At 63.8% G+C, this 16,491-nt stretch carries 11 protein-coding genes; 8 read left to right on the top strand and 3 right to left on the bottom strand.

Annotation, left to right across the window (positions count from 1 at the left end; all coding sequences use genetic code 11):
- The first annotated feature begins 94 nt into the window (after positions 1-94).
- The 3 genes from der (at position 95) to F6X62_RS08670 (ending at position 3,680) form a co-directional block, all read left to right on the top strand.
- The gene (der, locus tag F6X62_RS08680) at positions 95-1,558 is read left to right on the top strand and encodes a ribosome biogenesis GTPase Der (RefSeq protein WP_054892576.1); all 1,464 of its coding nucleotides are present in this window, start codon (positions 95-97) and stop codon (positions 1,556-1,558) included.
- A gap of 194 nt (positions 1,559-1,752) precedes the next feature.
- Complete coding sequence (locus F6X62_RS08675; protein ID WP_151925204.1) at positions 1,753-2,901, top strand: pyridoxal phosphate-dependent aminotransferase; 1,149 nt, start codon at positions 1,753-1,755, stop codon at positions 2,899-2,901.
- Positions 2,889-3,680, top strand: a complete 792-nt coding sequence (locus F6X62_RS08670; protein WP_054892560.1) for an amidohydrolase — start codon at positions 2,889-2,891, stop codon at positions 3,678-3,680. Before F6X62_RS08675 ends, F6X62_RS08670 begins: the two co-directional genes overlap by 13 nt.
- A 112-nt stretch (positions 3,681-3,792) precedes the next feature.
- Here F6X62_RS08670 and F6X62_RS08665 read toward each other — a convergent pair whose 3' ends face one another.
- Complete coding sequence (locus F6X62_RS08665; protein WP_153773264.1) at positions 3,793-6,348, bottom strand: sulfite reductase flavoprotein subunit alpha; 2,556 nt, start codon at positions 6,346-6,348, stop codon at positions 3,793-3,795.
- A 240-nt stretch (positions 6,349-6,588) separates the two neighbouring features.
- Entirely contained in the window at positions 6,589-8,877 is a 2,289-nt protein-coding gene (locus F6X62_RS08660; RefSeq protein ID WP_153773235.1) for a TonB-dependent siderophore receptor, read from the bottom strand.
- A 246-nt stretch (positions 8,878-9,123) separates the two neighbouring features.
- On the opposite strand from F6X62_RS08660, the gene F6X62_RS08655 reads away from it, so the two are divergent.
- Positions 9,124-9,804 carry a Fe2+-dependent dioxygenase gene (locus F6X62_RS08655; protein ID WP_153773234.1) on the top strand — a complete coding sequence of 227 codons (681 nt, stop codon included), beginning with the start codon at positions 9,124-9,126 and terminating at the stop codon, positions 9,802-9,804.
- 2 nt (positions 9,805-9,806) lie between these two features.
- A complete protein-coding gene (locus F6X62_RS08650; protein WP_153773233.1) occupies positions 9,807-10,556 on the top strand; it encodes a tetratricopeptide repeat protein in 750 nt (249 codons plus the stop codon).
- A gap of 157 nt (positions 10,557-10,713) precedes the next feature.
- On the opposite strand, the gene F6X62_RS08645 is transcribed toward F6X62_RS08650, so the two are convergent.
- Positions 10,714-11,877 (bottom strand): type III PLP-dependent enzyme, encoded by a 1,164-nt coding sequence (locus F6X62_RS08645; RefSeq protein WP_054892564.1) that lies wholly within the window; start codon positions 11,875-11,877, stop codon positions 10,714-10,716.
- Between the two features lie 605 nt (positions 11,878-12,482).
- Between F6X62_RS08645 and F6X62_RS08640 the strand changes: the two genes are divergently transcribed.
- The 3 genes from F6X62_RS08640 to F6X62_RS08630 all read left to right on the top strand — a co-directional run bounded on the left by F6X62_RS08640 (position 12,483) and on the right by F6X62_RS08630 (position 16,489).
- The gene (locus F6X62_RS08640; protein ID WP_063546058.1) at positions 12,483-12,971 is read left to right on the top strand and encodes a sigma-70 family RNA polymerase sigma factor; all 489 of its coding nucleotides are present in this window, start codon (positions 12,483-12,485) and stop codon (positions 12,969-12,971) included.
- A 17-nt stretch (positions 12,972-12,988) separates the two neighbouring features.
- Positions 12,989-13,951 carry a FecR family protein gene (locus tag F6X62_RS08635; protein ID WP_153773232.1) on the top strand — a complete coding sequence of 321 codons (963 nt, stop codon included), beginning with the start codon at positions 12,989-12,991 and terminating at the stop codon, positions 13,949-13,951.
- 108 nt (positions 13,952-14,059) lie between these two features.
- Complete coding sequence (locus F6X62_RS08630) at positions 14,060-16,489, top strand: TonB-dependent receptor (RefSeq protein ID WP_153773231.1); 2,430 nt, start codon at positions 14,060-14,062, stop codon at positions 16,487-16,489.
- The last annotated feature ends 2 nt before the right edge of the window (positions 16,490-16,491 follow it).

Raw genomic sequence — 16,491 nt, 5'->3', positions numbered from 1 at the left:
GTTTCAGGCTGCGGCGCAGGAAGCGCCGCCCGAACTCCGGCCGCTGCCTTGCAGCGGCCTTTGCATTTTCAAGAATTCACGAATGGAGAGCCGCATGGTTCCCGTAATCGCCCTGGTGGGACGGCCGAACGTCGGCAAATCCACCATGTTCAACCGCCTGACCAAGACCCGCGATGCCATCGTCGGCGACCTGTCGGGCCTGACCCGTGACCGCCAGTACGGCGATGCCAGTTGGCAGGGTCGTTCGTTCATCCTCATCGACACCGGCGGTATCACCGGCGACGAAGTGGGCATGGACGAGAAGATGGCCGAGCAGTCGCTGATGGCCATCGAAGAAGCGGACTATGTGCTGTTCCTGGTCGATGCCCGCGCCGGCATGACCGCCGCTGACCAGATGATCGCCGAGCACCTGCGCAAGCGGAACAAAGAGGCGATCCTGGTCGCCAACAAGATCGACAACATCGATGCCGATGTCGCCCGCGCCGAGTTCTCGCCGCTGGGTATGGGCAACGCCATTCCAGTCGCTGGCTCGCAAGGCCGTGGTATCAATGCGCTGATGGAAGCCGTGCTTGGCCACATCCCGCGCGACCAGGTCGAGGAAGCGCTGGATGCCGAGGTCGCCGAAGGCGAGGAAGCGGTGCGTATCCCCGGCCCGAGCGAGAAGGATGGCATCAAGATCGCCATCATTGGTCGCCCCAACGTCGGCAAGTCCACGCTGGTCAACCGCATGCTCGGTGAAGAGCGCGTGGTGGTCTACGATCAGCCGGGCACCACCCGCGACAGTATCTACATCCCGTTCGAGCGTGATGGCGAGAAGTACACCTTCATCGACACTGCCGGGGTGCGCAAACGCGGCAAGATCCACGAGGAAGTCGAGAAGTTCTCGGTGGTCAAGACGCTGCAGGCGATCAAGGACGCCAACGTGGTGATCTTCGTCATGGACGCGCGCGAGGGTGTGGTCGACCATGACCTGAACCTGCTGGGCTTCGCCCTGGACGCCGGCCGTGCCATCGTCATTGCCCTGAACAAGTGGGACGGCATGGAGCCGGGCGAGCGCGACTACGTGAAGACCGAGCTGGAGCGCCGGCTGTTCTTCGTCGACTTTGCCGATATCCACTTCATCTCCGCCCTGCACGGCACTGGCGTTGGCCACCTGTACAAGTCGGTGCAGGCCGCGTTCAAGTCGGCGGTCACCCGCTGGCCGACCAGCCGCCTGACGCAGATCCTCGAAGATGCGATCAGCGAGCACCAGCCGCCGCTGGTCAATGGTCGTCGGATCAAGCTGCGCTATGCCCACCTCGGTGGTGCCAACCCGCCGCTGATCGTGATTCACGGTAACCAGACCGACAAGATCCCGCGTTCCTACTCGCGCTACCTGGAAAACACCTACCGCCGTGTGCTGAAGCTGGTCGGTACTCCGATCCGCATCGAGTACAAGGGCGGCGAGAACCCGTACGAGGGCAACAAGAACACCCTCACCGATCGCCAGGTCAACAAGAAGCGTCGCTTGATGTCGCACCACAAGAAGGCTGAGAAGAAGCGCAAAGACAAGCGCTGATTCTCGCGTCTGCTTCTTCGCGGGCAAGCCCGCTCCCACTGGGTAAGGCACAGGCATTGAGATCTGTGAACGACCTGTGGAGCGGGCTTGCCCACGAATGAGCCTTTAAATGTTTCAACCTTTTTCCTGCCTGCCCGATCCGCTATGCTCGGACTCCACCCCGTGCCGGACCACCCCGCAGGAAAGAGGGCTTCATGATCCGCAGCAAACTGCCGAACGTCGGCACGACCATCTTCACCACCATGTCCCAGCTCGCCGCGCAAACCGGCGCGCTCAACCTGTCCCAGGGTTTCCCCGATTTCAATGGCCCGCAGCCGCTGCTCGATGCGGTCGGCCGACACGTGGCCGCTGGCAACAACCAGTACGCGCCGATGACCGGGTTACCGGTGTTACGGCAGCAGGTCGCGGCGAAGATCGCCCGGCTTTATGGCGCCCAGGTGGACGCCGATCAGGAAGTGACCATCACGCCTGGCGCCACCGAGGCGATCTTCTGTGCGATCCAGGCGGTGATCCAGGCTGGCGACGAGGTGATCGTCTTCGACCCGTCGTACGACAGCTACGAGCCGTCGGTAGAGCTGGCCGGTGGTCGCTGCGTGCATGTGCAACTGAGCGATGGCGATTTTCGCATCGACTGGCAGAAGTTCAGCGATGCCCTGACCCCGCGCACGCGCATGGTCATCCTCAACTCGCCGCACAACCCCAGCGGCGCCCTGATCACCCGTGAAGACCTCGACCAGCTTGCGGCCTTGATTGCCGAGCGCGACATCTACCTGGTGAGCGACGAGGTCTACGAGCACCTGGTCTACGACGGCGTACGCCATGCCAGCGTGCTGGCCCACCCGCAGCTGTATGCGAGGGCCTTTGTGGTCAGCTCGTTCGGCAAGACCTACCACGTCACCGGCTGGAAGACAGGCTATGTGATTGCACCGCCTGCGCTGAGCGCCGAGCTGCGCAAGGTCCACCAGTACGTCAACTTCTGCGGCGTGACGCCGCTGCAATGGGCGCTGGCCGACTTCATGGCCGAACACCCGGAGCATATCGACGAACTGCCAGGCTTCTACCAGGCCAAGCGCGACCTGTTCTGCGACCTGCTGCAAACATCGCGATTTGCCTTCACCCGCACCGCGGGCACCTATTTCCAGTTGGTGGACTACTCGGCGATCCGTCCCGACCTCAATGATGTGGAGATGGCCCTGTGGCTGACCCGCGAACACGGCGTGGCGACCATCCCGGTGTCGGTGTTCTACCAGCGCCCCATCCCCGAGCAACGCCTGGTGCGCCTGTGCTTTGCCAAACGTGAGGAGACGCTGCGTCAGGCGGCGGAAAAACTATGCGCGATCTGAGTCAACTGCCGAACCTGAAGCTCGCCCTGGTGCAGACCACCCTGGCCTGGCATGACCGCGAGGGCAACCATGCGCATTTCGAGGTATTGCTGGAGCAGGCCCGTGGCGCTGACCTGGTGATCCTGCCGGAGATGTTCACCACTGGCTTCTCGATGGAGTCCGAACGCCTTGCCGAGCCCGAGCATGGTCCGACCTACAAGTGGCTCAAGGCACAGGCAAAGAAGATCGATGCGGTGATCACCGGCAGTGTGATCATCCAGGCCGCCGACGGCAGCCATCGCAATCGCCTGCTGTGGGCGCGACCGGACGGCGAGGTGCTGCATTACGACAAGCGCCACCTGTTCCGCATGGCGGGTGAGCACAAGCACTACACGCCTGGCGAGCGCCAGGTGCAGTTCGAGCTCAAGGGCTGGCGAGTTCGCCCGCTGATCTGCTACGACCTGCGCTTCCCGGTGTGGAGCCGCGACGCGCAGGACACCGACTTGCTGCTGTACACGGCGAACTGGCCGGCCGCGCGGCGCCAGCACTGGAACCGGCTGCTGCCGGCGCGGGGGATCGAGAACCTGTGCTACGTGGCTGCGGTGAATCGGGTGGGGACCGACGGCAAAGGCTTTGCCTATTCGGGGGACAGCCAGGTGCTGGACTTCCAGGGCGAGAGCCTGCTGAGTGCGGGGGAAGCCGACGGGGTGTTCAGCGCGGTGTTGAGCGCCGCTGACCTGGCGGCGTATCGGGCCAAGTTCCCGGCGAACCTGGATGCCGACACCTTCGAGCTGCATTGAAACTGCAGTGCTCTTTTCGCGGGCAAGCCCGCTCCCACAGGTAAAGCGTTACTCAATGCTTTACCTGTGGGAGCGGGCTTGCCCGCGAAAAGACCGATACATCAGGCGCTGGTCAGTACACATCCCGCCGATAGCGCCCATCCTCGATCAGCCGCTCGACGAGCTCTTCACCCAGAAGCCCCTTCAGCGCTGCATCCACGCCGCCTGCCATCCCCTGCAGGCTGCCGCAGACATACACACAGGCACCCTCGTCGATCCAGCGGCGCAGCTCTTCGCCTTGCTGCAACAGCACATCCTGCACATACACCTTTTCCGCCTGGTCTCGCGAGAACGCCAGGTCCAATCGTGTCAGATCGCCGCTGTCCAGCCAGCCTTGCAGCTCGCGGCCGCAGAGCAGGTCGTGGGCGCGGTTGCGTTCGCCGAACAGCAGCCAGTTGCGCTGCTCACCACTCGCGATCCGGGCCTTGAGCAGGCTGCGCAGGCCTGCCAGGCCAGTACCGTTGCCGATCAGCACCATCGGTACCGAGGCGGCCGGCAGGTGGAAGCTGCTGTTGCGGCGCAGACGCAGGCTGGCATGGCCGTCCATGGGCAGGTATTCGGTCAGCCAGCCGGAGCCCAGCCCGAGGCTGCCATCGGCATGACGCTCCTGGCGCACGATCAGCTCCAGCACGCCGTCGCTCGCGATCGAGGCGATGGAGTATTCGCGGGCACCGAGTGGAATCAGCGAATCGACCAGGGCCTGGGCGTGCAGGCCGACCAGATGCTCGCGGCTGGTTGGCAACTGGCGGCTGGCCAGCGCCTGCCCAAGCGGTTCGACAAGACCCTCAAGTTGCACCGGCAGATTCGCATCGAGCCCCAACCCTTGCAGGAAGGCATCGATCCGCGCCTGGCTGTGGCGGGGCAGCACCTCGACCAGGTCGCCAGCGTCCCAGACGCTTGGGTGTTCGGCACTCAGGCCCAGCAAGTACACCGGTGCGCCCTGGCTTCCGGGGTTGAGGCGCTCGCGTCGTACCAGGCGCCAGTTGCCGTAACTGGGCGGTTGCCAGGCGGCGAGCGGACGTGCGCCGGTCAGTTGCCCCAGGGCCTGCTGCCATTGCTGCAGGGCGTTCTGGTCGGCACTGTCGACTTCGATCGGGCTGAACGCGGTGGTCGCGCCACGCTCGGCCAGCCAGGCCTGCAGACGCCGGGCGAAACCGCAGAAATGCGGATACTGTCGATCGCCCAGGGCGAGCAGGGCGTAGTTCAGGTGTTGCAGGGCCCAGGGCTGGCCCAGCACCTTGCGCTCGAAGCCGCGGGCGCCGTCAGGCGCCTCGCCGTCACCGAAGGTGCTGACCACGAACAGCGCGCGACGGGCCTGGCGCAGCTCGTCCTCGCCCAGCTCGGCGAGCGAGCGTACCTGCACCGGCAAGCCCGCCGCCTGCAACTGCCCTGCGCTCTGCCAGGCCAGTTGCTCGGCCAGGCCACTCTGGCTGGCGAAGCCGATCAGCCAGCTGTCGCCGCTGGCGTGGGCGGTGTCGACCGAGCCACGGGCGGCACGGACCTGGCGCTTCTTGCGGCGGCGATCGAGATACAGCAGCCAGCCGGTGACGAAGAACAGCGGCATGGTCAGGCTGGCGATGGTGAGGATGATCCTGCCCGGTAAACCGAAATAGCTGCCCACGTGCAGGGCGTAGACGCTCTGTAGCAGTTGGGCTTTGAACGACTTGTCGGTGTAGCGCTCGTGACGTTTGATCTGGCCGGTGGCGGGGTCAAGTGTCACGGTGTTGAAGGCGCGTTCGTGGGCCGAATCATCGAGCAGGTAGAACAGCGTCGCCGGCTGCCCGCCGCCAGGTGGCAGGCGCAGGTTGTAGCTGGCAAGGCGTGGGCCTGCGGCATCCTTCAGATTGCTCCAGATGGCGTCGTAGTCGACCACCAGCGGCGCCGCCTTGGCATCCGCTGCTTGTGGCCCGGGCCGGCCGCGACCTGCGCCGCGCTGATGCTGCTCGCCGGCTGCGGGTTTGTCGGCGAGCAGTTTGTTCAGGCCCTCGCGGTACCAGTCGTAGGACCAGAACAGGCCAGTCAGGGCAAACAGCAGGTAGAACAGCAGGCACCAGGTCCCGGCGACGGCGTGCAGGTCCCAGTTGAAGGCGCGGCCTTTCTTGGCCCAGTCGAAGCTCAGCCAGACCCGCCAGTTCAGGGCCCGGCGCGGCCAGCGCAGGTAAAGGCCGGAGAGGCAGAAGAAGATCAGCATCAGGGTGCAGGCACCGGTGATCTGCCGGCCGGTATCGCCCATGGCCAGGAAACGGTGCAACTGCAGCATGAGGTTGAAGAAGCCCAGGCCCGTCACTTCACCCTTGAGCTCGCCAGTGTAAGGGTCGGCATAACGCAGCTCGCCGCGACGCTCGCCGGGCGGTGGGGTGAAGAAGATGCGTGCGGCGGTGTCGGCGTGGGTATCGACCCAGAGCATCGCCACCTTGTCGCCCTGGGCAAGTTCCGCGCGGCGCACCAGTTCCGGCAGCGGCAGCACACCCTCCTGGCGCACCTCGACCTTGAGCACATCGGCGTTGAACAGGCGCAGCAGTTCTTCCTGGAACGACCAGATTGCGCCGGTGATGCCCATCAGCGCCAGCACCAGGCCGGCGGTGATGCCAAAGAACCAGTGCAATTGGAACAGCGACTTCTTCACCACATCGATCACCTTGTGTTGCTGCCACAGACCGCGCGGCGTGCATTATGCCTTGATATGTAAAAGCCCCGCTCACAGGAATGATCGGGGCGGGGGGGCGTGCTGTTTAGTGCTCGACTGCAGTGGCCTCTTCGCGGGCAAGCCCGCTCCCACAGGTGTTCCACAGGATTTGAGGATTGTGGTGTCCCTGTGGGAGCGGGCTTGCCCGCGAAGAGGCCGGTGCAGACTAGCCCAGTCCCATCATCAGAAGTGGACGCTGGTGGTCAGCAGCGCCGTGCGCCCGGCCGCCTGGTTGGCGAAGTGGGTGGAGAAGGCCTTGTCGTAGTACACCTCGTTGGTCAGGTTCTGCACGTTCAGTTGCAGATCGACGTTCTTGGTCAGCTTGTACGCTGCCATGGCGTCGTAGCGCACGTAGCTGTCGACCATGGTGGTGTTGGCCACGCTGCCATACACGTCATCCACATAGAAGGCGCCGCCGCCGACGGTCAGCTTCGGTGTGATGGCGTAGGTGGTCCAGAGGCTGGCGCTGTTGTTCGGCGTATTTGGCAGTTGGTTGCCATCGTTGGCCTTGCCCAACGGGCCGCCGTCGATCTGGCGTGCCTGCAGGTAGGTGTAGCCGGCGAACACCTGCCACTTGTCGGTGAGCTTGCCGCTGGCCGACAGCTCGATGCCCTGCACGCGGGTTTCGCCGACGTTCTCGTAGGTGGTGGTGTCCACCTGGACGCGGGCGTTTTCCTTTTCGGTGCGGAACAGCGCAGCGGCCAGGGACAGGCGCTGGTCAAGCAGGTCCCACTTGGTACCGATCTCGTAGTTGGTGGTTTCTTCAGGCTCCAGGTCGCTGGACAGCAGGTTGCCCGAGCGGTCCGGGGTGCCCGGCAGCGGGTTGCCTTCCTGGCCTTCGCCGAGCATCGCGCCCGGTGGCGTGGCGGAGGTGGCGTAGGACACGTAGATGCTGCCGTTGTCGGCCGGTTTCCACACCAGGCCCAACTGGCCGGTGATGAACTCGCTCTTGTCGCGGCCTTTGGCAGTGGTGGCGCCGGCTGCGGTATAGGTCTTGTAGTCGGTGTCGAAGTGGTCGTAGCGCAGGCCCATGTTCAGCAGCCACTGCGGGGTCAGTTCGAGGGTGTCGAAGACGTACAGCGCGCGGGTCTTGCTGTTGGTGGTGGTGCCGGCGTAGTTGCGCGAGATCGCGCCGTTCCACGGGTCGTCCGGGTTGGGGTTGCTCAGCGAGGTGCAGTTGTAACCGCTGGAGACGATCATGCCCGGGGTGCAGTTGGTGCTGGCGTTGCCGGACGAGGCTGGCGTGGTGTCGGTGTTGACGTTGTAGGAGGACCGTTCGCTTTCTTCGCGGCTCAGCTCGATGCCGGTGGAGAAGCTGTTCTTCAGGCCGCCCAGGTAGAACTCGCCGAACAGGTCGGTCTGGTTGGTGGTCGTGGCGGTATTGCCCACGCGGGTGTTGGCGCGGCGCCAGACACTGCCGTTGTTGACGTTGCCCTTGCTGTCGTCCGGCTGGGTGAGGATGTAGTCCTGCATGCTGTTGCCGTGGCGCAGGGTGTTCTTGATGGTCAGCGAGTCCGACAGGTCGTGTTCGACGGCGATGGTGGCGATGTCCACCCGCGACTTGCGGAAGTCGCGGCCGGTCAGGCCGTAGAAGTTGTCGTGGTCGCCACCGGCGTAGGGCTTGCTCGGGTGTGCCGAGGTACGGGTGCCGGTGCCGCCGGCCGGGACGGTGTAGGGGATGCCCGAATCCGGCAGGTCGTCGCTTTCCAGGTGGTAGTAGTCGAGGTTGACGCGGGTCGGGGTGCCCAGGCCGAAGGCCAGCGACGGGGCGATGCCCCAACGGTCGTAATTGACTTTGTCGCGCCCGGCGACGTTGCTCTCGTGGGTCATCAGGTTGAGGCGCCCGGCCACGCTGTCGCTGAACTGGTAGTTGCCATCGAAGGTGTAGCGCTGGGTCTGGTCGCTGCCCCAGGTCCAGGCACCGTCGAGCGAGTTGCCCAGGTGTGCGCGCTTGCTCACCAGGTTGATGGTGCCGCCTGCCGCGCCGCGCCCGCCAATCGCAGAGTTCGGGCCCTTGGCCACTTCCACCGATTCGATGGCGAAGATCTCGCGTGTCTGTGCACCCGTGTCGCGCACGCCGTCCAGGTAGGTATCGCCCTGGGCGTCAAAGCCGCGGATGAAGGGGCGGTCGCCTTGCGGGTTGCCGCCTTCGCCGGCCCCGAAGGTGATACCTGGTACGGTACGCAGTGCATCCTGCAGGCTCAGGGCGTTGGTGTCCTTGATCACCTGCTGCGGGATCACCGTGACCGAGCGCGGGGTGTCCACCAGCGGCGCAGTGTATTTCTGCGAGGAGGCTTTCTCGACCTTGTACTCGGTGCTCGCCTGTTCGGCCTTACCGTTGACGCTGGTGGCGTCGAGCGTCACTGGCTGGGCTGCGGGGTCGGCGGCATAGGCCGAGGTCGCGCTGATGGCGACGCCGATGGCGCAGGTGAGCAGGCGTGGAGAGCTGACAGCGGATGGTACGTGGCGCATGTTGTTTTTGACCTTCCCCAAGGTGTGAAGGCCGCGGATGTTAATGTAAGCAATTGTAAGTAACAATTGAGACTCGTTACCATTCGCAAGAAACTTACAATCTTTACATTTTGCCCTTACGGTTTTTCCGGGTTCATGCGTCTGCGCCCGCCATCTGTACCAAAGGGATTGCCCAAACGGCACTTGCCTGTCGCAAAAGGGAATCAATATCATTGGGGCCTTTGCCCTCTGCCAGGTAACCCGCGCATGCTTCTGCACATCCCCGGCCTGTTCGACGCCGACGAGATTTCCCGCATCCGCCAGGCGCTGGAGCAGGCCGACTGGGCCGATGGCAAGGTCACTGCCGGCTACCAGTCGGCCAAGGCCAAGCACAACCTGCAACTGCCCGAAGGCCACGCCCTGGCCAAGGAGATCGGCAGCGCGCTGATCGACCGGCTATGGCGCAATCCTCTGTTCATGTCGGCGGCGTTGCCGCACAAGGTGTTCCCGCCGCTGGTCAATTGCTACCGCGAGGGTGGCAACTTCGGCTTCCACATCGACAATGCATTGCGCCAGCCCAAGGGCAGCCCCGAGCGGGTGCGCACCGACCTTTCGTCCACGCTGTTTCTCAGTGAGCCGGACAGCTACGACGGCGGCGAACTGGTGATCCAGGACACCTACGGTGTGCAGCAGGTCAAGCTGGCTGCAGGCGACATGGTGCTGTATCCGGGCACCAGCCTGCACAAGGTCAACTCGGTGACCCGTGGCGAGCGTTACGCGGCGTTCTTCTGGACCCAGAGCCTGGTGCGCGACGATGGCCAGCGCACGCTGCTGTTCGAGATGGACAACGCCATACGCCAGCTCGGTGCCGATGTGCCCGATCATCCGTCGCTGCTGCAACTGACCGGCACCTACCACAACCTGTTGCGTCGCTGGGCGGAGGTTTGAGCATGTCGTATCAGTTGCGCCGTGAGGACGTGGTCAATGTCGCCGGGCTCAAGACCATGCTCGAGCACAGCCCTGGCAAGGCCGCCCAGGCGATTCTTGCCGCAGCGGGGCAGGGTGTGGTCGAGGCGCAGGCATTGCTTGGGCAGATCCTGCTCGACGGGCACGGTATCGAACAGGATGAGCGCCTGGCGCGGCATTGGTTCGCCATTGCCGCGCAGGCTGGCAATGCCATGGCCTTCAACATGCTGGGGCGTTGCCTGGAGCACGGCTGGGGTGGTGAGATCGACCTGACCCAGGCGGCCATCCATTACGCACAGGCCGCCGATGCCGACTCCGAGTGGGGCCTCTACAATCTGGGCAACCTGCTGGCTACCGGACGTGGAGTGCCGGTGAACCAGGCGCAGGCGCTGTTCTGCTACGAGAAGGCGGCGCACATGGGACATGCCAAGTCGATGAACCTGTACGGACGTTACCTGGAGCAGGGCATCGCAACGACCGCGAGCCCGGCGCGGGCGGTGCGCTGGTATCGGCGTTCGGCCGAGGCGGGGGATTTTCGCGGAATGTTCAGTTTGGCGCTGGTGCTGGTGGAGCGGGGTGAGATCGCCGAGGCTGCGCCATGGTTCGAGCGGGCGCGAGGGGAGGGCAACCTGAGCTTTCTGCGCAGTGCGTTGGTGACGTTGCAGAACGCAGGGCCGGTGCTGATGAGCTTTGCCGCGCGCTATGCCGAGGAACTGGAGCGGCGAGAAGCCTGATGTCGCCTGTGAGGGCCTCTTCGCGGGTGAACCCGCTCCCACAGGTACAGCGCCAGATTTCAATGTGGCGCGGTCCCTGTGGGAGCGGGTTTACCCGCGAAGGGGCCAGTACAGGCCGCCCACAAACGAAAACGGGGCCTTTCGGCCCCGTTTCGCATTACAGGTAGAACGCCTTCAGCGGCGGGAAACCGTTGAACTCCACCGCGCTGTAGCTGGTGGTGTAGGCGCCGGTCGACAGCCAGTACAGGCGGTCGCCGATGGCCAGGTTCAGCGGCAGGCCGTACTTGTAGTTCTCGTACATGATATCGGCGCTGTCGCAGGTCGGGCCGGCGATCACCACTTCTTCGGCTTCACCTTTCTTCTCGGTCCAGATCGGGAACTTGATGGCTTCGTCCATGGTTTCGATCAGGCCGGAGAACTTGCCCACGTCGGTGTAGATCCAACGCTCGACCGCGGTGCGCGACTTGCGCGCCACCAACACCACTTCGCTGACCAGGATACCGGCGTTGGCGATCAGCGAACGGCCCGGCTCCAGGATGATTTCCGGGAGATCGTCACCGAAGTCTTCCTTGAGGAAGCGGATGATTTCCTCGGCGTAGGTTTCCAGGCTGTTGGTGCGGGTGATGTAGTTGGCCGGGAAGCCACCGCCCATGTTGATCAGCTTCAGTTCGATGCCGTCTTCTTCCTTCAGGCGCTCGAAGATCACCTTGACCTTGGCGATGGCCGCGTCCCAGACGCTGATGTCGCGCTGCTGGGAACCGACGTGGAAGGAGATGCCGTAGGGCACCAGGCCCAGGTCACGGGCCAGGATCAGCAGGTCCATGGCCATGTCGGTCTGGCAACCGAATTTACGCGACAGCGGCCAGTCGGCAGTGGTCGAGCCTTCGGTGAGGATACGCACGTACACTTTCGAGCCCGGCGCGGCCTTGGCGATGTTGCGCAGGTCGGCTTCGGAGTCGGTGGCATAGAGACGCACGCCCTTCTCGTAGAAGTAGCGAATGTCCTTGGACTTCTTGATGGTGTTGCCGTAGCTGATGCGGTCGGCGCTGACACCACGGCCCAGCACCTTGTCCAGCTCATAGATCGAGGCGATGTCGAAGCTCGAGCCTTTATCCTTGAGCAGGTCGATGATCTCGACCGCCGGGTTGGCCTTGACTGCGTAGTAGACCTTGGCGAATTCGAAGCCCGCGCGCAGGTCGTCGTAGGCCTGGCTGATCATCTGGGTGTCGATGAGTACGAACGGGGTTTCCTGCTTGTCGGCGAACGCCTTCATTTTCTGGAAGGTATCGCGCGCGAAATAGTCTTCGACCTGGATCGACATGCTTAGGGACTCCATGGGCAAACTGAAAAGATAAGTGGCTGCAAACTGAACGTCCTCCGTATCCCCACTTTGGTTCGCCTACTTCCCAAGGCATGTCGCCGAAAGCAAAAAGGTCGCTGTAAAAAGCGGCGGCCTTGCTGTCTCGTCGTCAGTACTTGAGCCGGATGGATCGTTTCCAGCATGGACGTTCGGCGCGCACTTTAGGGCGTGAGGAATGCAGAATCAACCCGCAATCCCGGCGTGTTCCGGTGCAATCGACGAGCAGCCATTTGAATAACCGACTCGTGTGACCGGCAGATGTTCCCCAGGCCAATTCCAGCGTAAAGAATTGTGGAATGGAGCATGTCGGCCCGTTCGCCAGCGAACCCGTTTTCATAGGCGTCACGGTGTTTTGGCGGCGCCGTACGCGTTCGAGAAAAGCACTTGGGTGTTCATATTTATGGCCACGCAGAGCGGGTACATCCGTGCCGGAATCCATCGATAAATTTTTTGTTACCGAGGCAAAAAATGCCCTCGGTCGAACAGGCACACGCCGATTTGCCGCTTTTAATAAGAAGTATTACTATTTGCGACTTCTTGTCCCCGCCTCCCTGACGAGCCAGACCGTGTCCGGACACAAAGGCTTTCTCGACCACTATCACGAGCTGATCGGCACCTGGACGCGCAAGTTGCGCAGTCGTCAGCAGGCCGAGGATCTCGCCCACGATGCCTTCGTCCGCGTGCTGGAAAATCCGCGCGAGCAGGTCGAGCAGCCGCGCGCCTATCTGCACCAGACCGCACGCAATATTGCGGTGGATGGTTTCCGTCGCGAAGACCGCCGTCAGGCCCTTGAGATTGAACTGTTCGATGAAGGCACCGGCCATGGCGGCGACCCGGAAGCCTATATGCACGCGCTGGAGTTGGCCGACACGGTCGAGCGGGCGCTGGCGCAACTGCCGGTCAACTGTCGGCGGGTGTTCATCTGGCAGAAGCTCGAAGGCTTGACCCAGGCCGAGATCGCCGAGCGCATGGGTTTGACCAAGAACATGGTCGAAAAGTATATGATTCGCACGCTCCGACATCTGCGTGAGCACCTGGACGTGACCACCAGATGAGTCAGGAGACCCTTTCGATGAACCAGCAAGGCGCCGACAACCCGCGCGAACAGGCCGCCGCCTGGTTTGTTCGCATGCAGGACGCGCCCGATGACAGCGCCCTGCGCGAGCGTCTGCAGCATTGGCTGGACGAGCGCCCCGAGCATCGGCAGGAATACGAACTGCTCGGCAGGTTGTGGTGTGCAGCCGATTTCATCCCTCCCGAGCGCCTCGAAGCCTTGTGCGAACCAGAGCCGGTGCGCCAACTGCCGCGCAGGCGCCTGCTGCGCCAGGCCCTGGCCGCGGGGGTGGCGCTGGCCGCGCTTGGCCTGGGTTGGGGCGGCTGGCAGTACCAGCAAATGAACCACCACGACGTGCTCGCCACGCAGGCGGGCGAGCGGCGCATGTTCGAGCTCCCGGACGGCTCGCGCCTGGAGCTCAACAGTGCCACGCGCATCGACGTTGCGTTCAGCGCCGGGCGCCGGCAACTGCGGCTGCTGGCCGGCGAAGCGATGTTCAGCGTCGCCCACGACAGCAGCCGACCGTTCGTGGTCGATACCGCGCAAGGCAGCGTCACCGTCACCGGCACCCGTTTCGACGTGCGTCAGGACAACGGCCTGACCCGGGTTGCCGTCGAGCAGGGGTCGGTGAAGGTCGAGGGCGCGGCGGGCTCGCTGGCGCAGTTGGGGGCAGGGCAGGGCGCGCATATCGACCACCAGGGCAAGGTCGCCGCGCCCTACACGATCAACGCCGCCACGCTCACCGCCTGGCGCCAGGGCAAGCTGGTGTTCGACAACGCCACCCTCGCCGAAGTGGTCAGTGAAGTCTCGCGCTACCGCCGCCATCCGCTGTATGTCGCACCGGGCAAGGTGGCCAACCTGCGCCTTTCCAGCACCTTCAGCACCGACGATCCGGATGCGCTGCTGCGGGCTCTGCCGAACATCTTGCCGGTGGCCGTGAAAACCCACTCCGACGGCTCCAGCGAAATAATCGCGAAATAAATTCAGGTTTTTTTCGCCTCGTTCGTCTTCCCCGCCAGCTGCAACTGCCAAGCATTTACATTTGCATGCGGTTGGCATTCATCCCGACTTTCAGGACTGATCGAAGACGTGAACAACAACAAGCCCCTGCTTCATCTGCGCCGCCTGGCGCTGGCCCTGGCGGTCAGCGCCGCTGCCACCCACGGTTATGCCGCCCAGGCCCCGGCCGCCATCCAGATCCAGGCCCAACCGCTGGCCCAGGCTTTGGCCCAGCTCGGCCAGCAGACCAACCTGCAGCTGTTCTTCAGCCCGGACCTGGTGGCCGGCAAACAGGCGCCGGCGGTGTCCGGTAACCTGGCCCCCGAGCAGGCGCTGCAACAGTTGCTGCAAGGCAGCGGGCTGACCTACGAGATGTCCCAGGACACCGTGGTGGTCAAGCCGGTGCAGAGCGCTGGCACCTTGACCACCGGTAGCCTGGAACTGGCGCCTACGGATGTGAAGGTAGTGGGTGACTGGTTGGGCGACGCCGACCAGACCGTGGTGCAGAACCACCCCGGCGCGCGTACCGTGGTGCGCCGCCAGGAAATGATCGAGCAGGGCACCATGAACGTGCGCGACGCGCTGCGTGGTATCCCGGGTGTGCAGGTACAGGATTCCAACGGCACCGGCGGCAGTGATCTGTCGCTCAACGTCGGGGTGCGCGGCCTGACCTCGCGCCTGTCGCCACGCTCGACCGTGCTGATCGACGGCGTGCCGGCGGCCTTTGCTCCTTATGGCCAGCCGCAGTTGTCGATGGCGCCGATCTCCTCGGGCAACCTCGACAGCATCGACGTGGTCCGCGGTGCAGGCTCGGTGCGTTATGGCCCGCAGAACGTCGGCGGGGTCATCAACTTCGTCACCCGGGCGATCCCGGAGAAAGCCACGGCCGAGCTGGGCACCACCCTGGAAACCTCCAGGTACGGTGGCTGGAAACACACAGAGTCGGCCTTCGTCGGCGGTACTGCCGACAACGGCATCGGCGTCGCGTTGCTGTACTCCGGCGTCAACGGTAACGGCTACCGCCGCAGCAACAACGACAACGACATCGATGACGTGCTGCTCAAGACCCACTGGGCACCCACCGACAGCGACGAGTTCTGGCTCAACTTCCACTACTATGACGGCCGCGCCGACATGCCCGGTGGCCTGACCCAGGCGCAGTTCGACCGCGATCCGTACCAGTCTGTGCGCGACTACGACTACTTCAGCGGCCGTCGCAAGGACGTCTCGTTCAAGTGGCAGCGCCAGCTCGACGAAGCCACTCAATTCGAAGTGCTGACCTACTACACCGACAGCTTCCGCGGCAGCGCCATTGCCGCCCGCGACCAGCGCACCCTGTCGTCGTTCCCGCGTAACTACACCACCTTCGGTATCGAGCCACGCGTGTCGCGGGTCTTCTTCACCGGGCCTGTGACTCAGGAAGTCAGCGTCGGTTATCGCTACCTGAAGGAAACCATGCGCGAGCAGGCATCGCGCCTGGCGCTGATCGACAACGTGCCGACCGTCACCCCGACCTCCGATGGCCACGTCTACCAGGACCGTACTGGCGGTACCGAGGCCAGTGCCTACTACATCGATGACAAGATCGACGTCGGCAACTGGACCATCACCCCGGGCATCCGCTTCGAGCACATCAACACCGACTGGCGCGACCGTCCGGTGCTGGACACCAACAACCGCCCGGTCCCGGAGAAGAACCGCAGCATCACCAGCAACGAGCCGCTGCCGGCCCTGAGCGTGATGTACCACATGTCCGAGGCGTGGAAATTGTTCGCCAACTACGAGACGTCGTTCGGTAGCCTGCAGTACTTCCAGCTGGGCCAGGGCGGCTCGGGTGACAACACCGCCAACGGTCTGGAGCCGGAGAAAGCCAAGACCTACGAGATCGGTACCCGCTATGACGACGGCCACTTCGCTGGCGAGCTGACTGCGTTCTACATCGACTTCGACGACGAACTGCAGTACATCAGCAACGACGTGGGCTGGACCAACCTGGGGGCGACCAAGCACCAGGGTATCGAGGCATCGGTGCGCTATGACCTGGCCGGGCTGGATCCGCGACTGGACGGCCTGTCGGCCAATGCCGGCTTCACCTACACCCGTGCCACCTATGAAGGTGAGATCCCTGGCTTCAAGGGCCGCGACCTGCCGTTCTACTCGCGCCAGGTGGCCACGGCCGGGCTGCGTTACCAGATCAACCGCTGGACCTGGAACCTGGATGCCTATGCCCAATCCAAGCAGCGCGCACCGGGCACCGGGGTCAATGCCGACGGCAGCTTCACCGGCAACTACATCACCCAGCCGAGCGCCGATGGACAGTACGGCAACATTCCGGGCTACGTGACCTGGCATGCGCGTGGTGGTTATGACTTCGGCCCGCAGCTGTCGAACCTGAAGCTGGCGGCGGGGGTGAAGAACATTTTCGACAAGCAGTACTACACCCGTTCCAGCGACAACAACGCCGGGTTGTACGTGGGTGAGCCGCGCACTTTCTATGTGCAGGCCAGTGTAGGGTTCTGATA

This window comes from Pseudomonas sp. MNR3A (genome assembly GCF_009650575.1).
In the GTDB taxonomy this organism is placed as follows: domain Bacteria; phylum Pseudomonadota; class Gammaproteobacteria; order Pseudomonadales; family Pseudomonadaceae; genus Aquipseudomonas; species Aquipseudomonas machongensis.
This window is presented reverse-complemented; position numbering and strand designations above follow the sequence as displayed.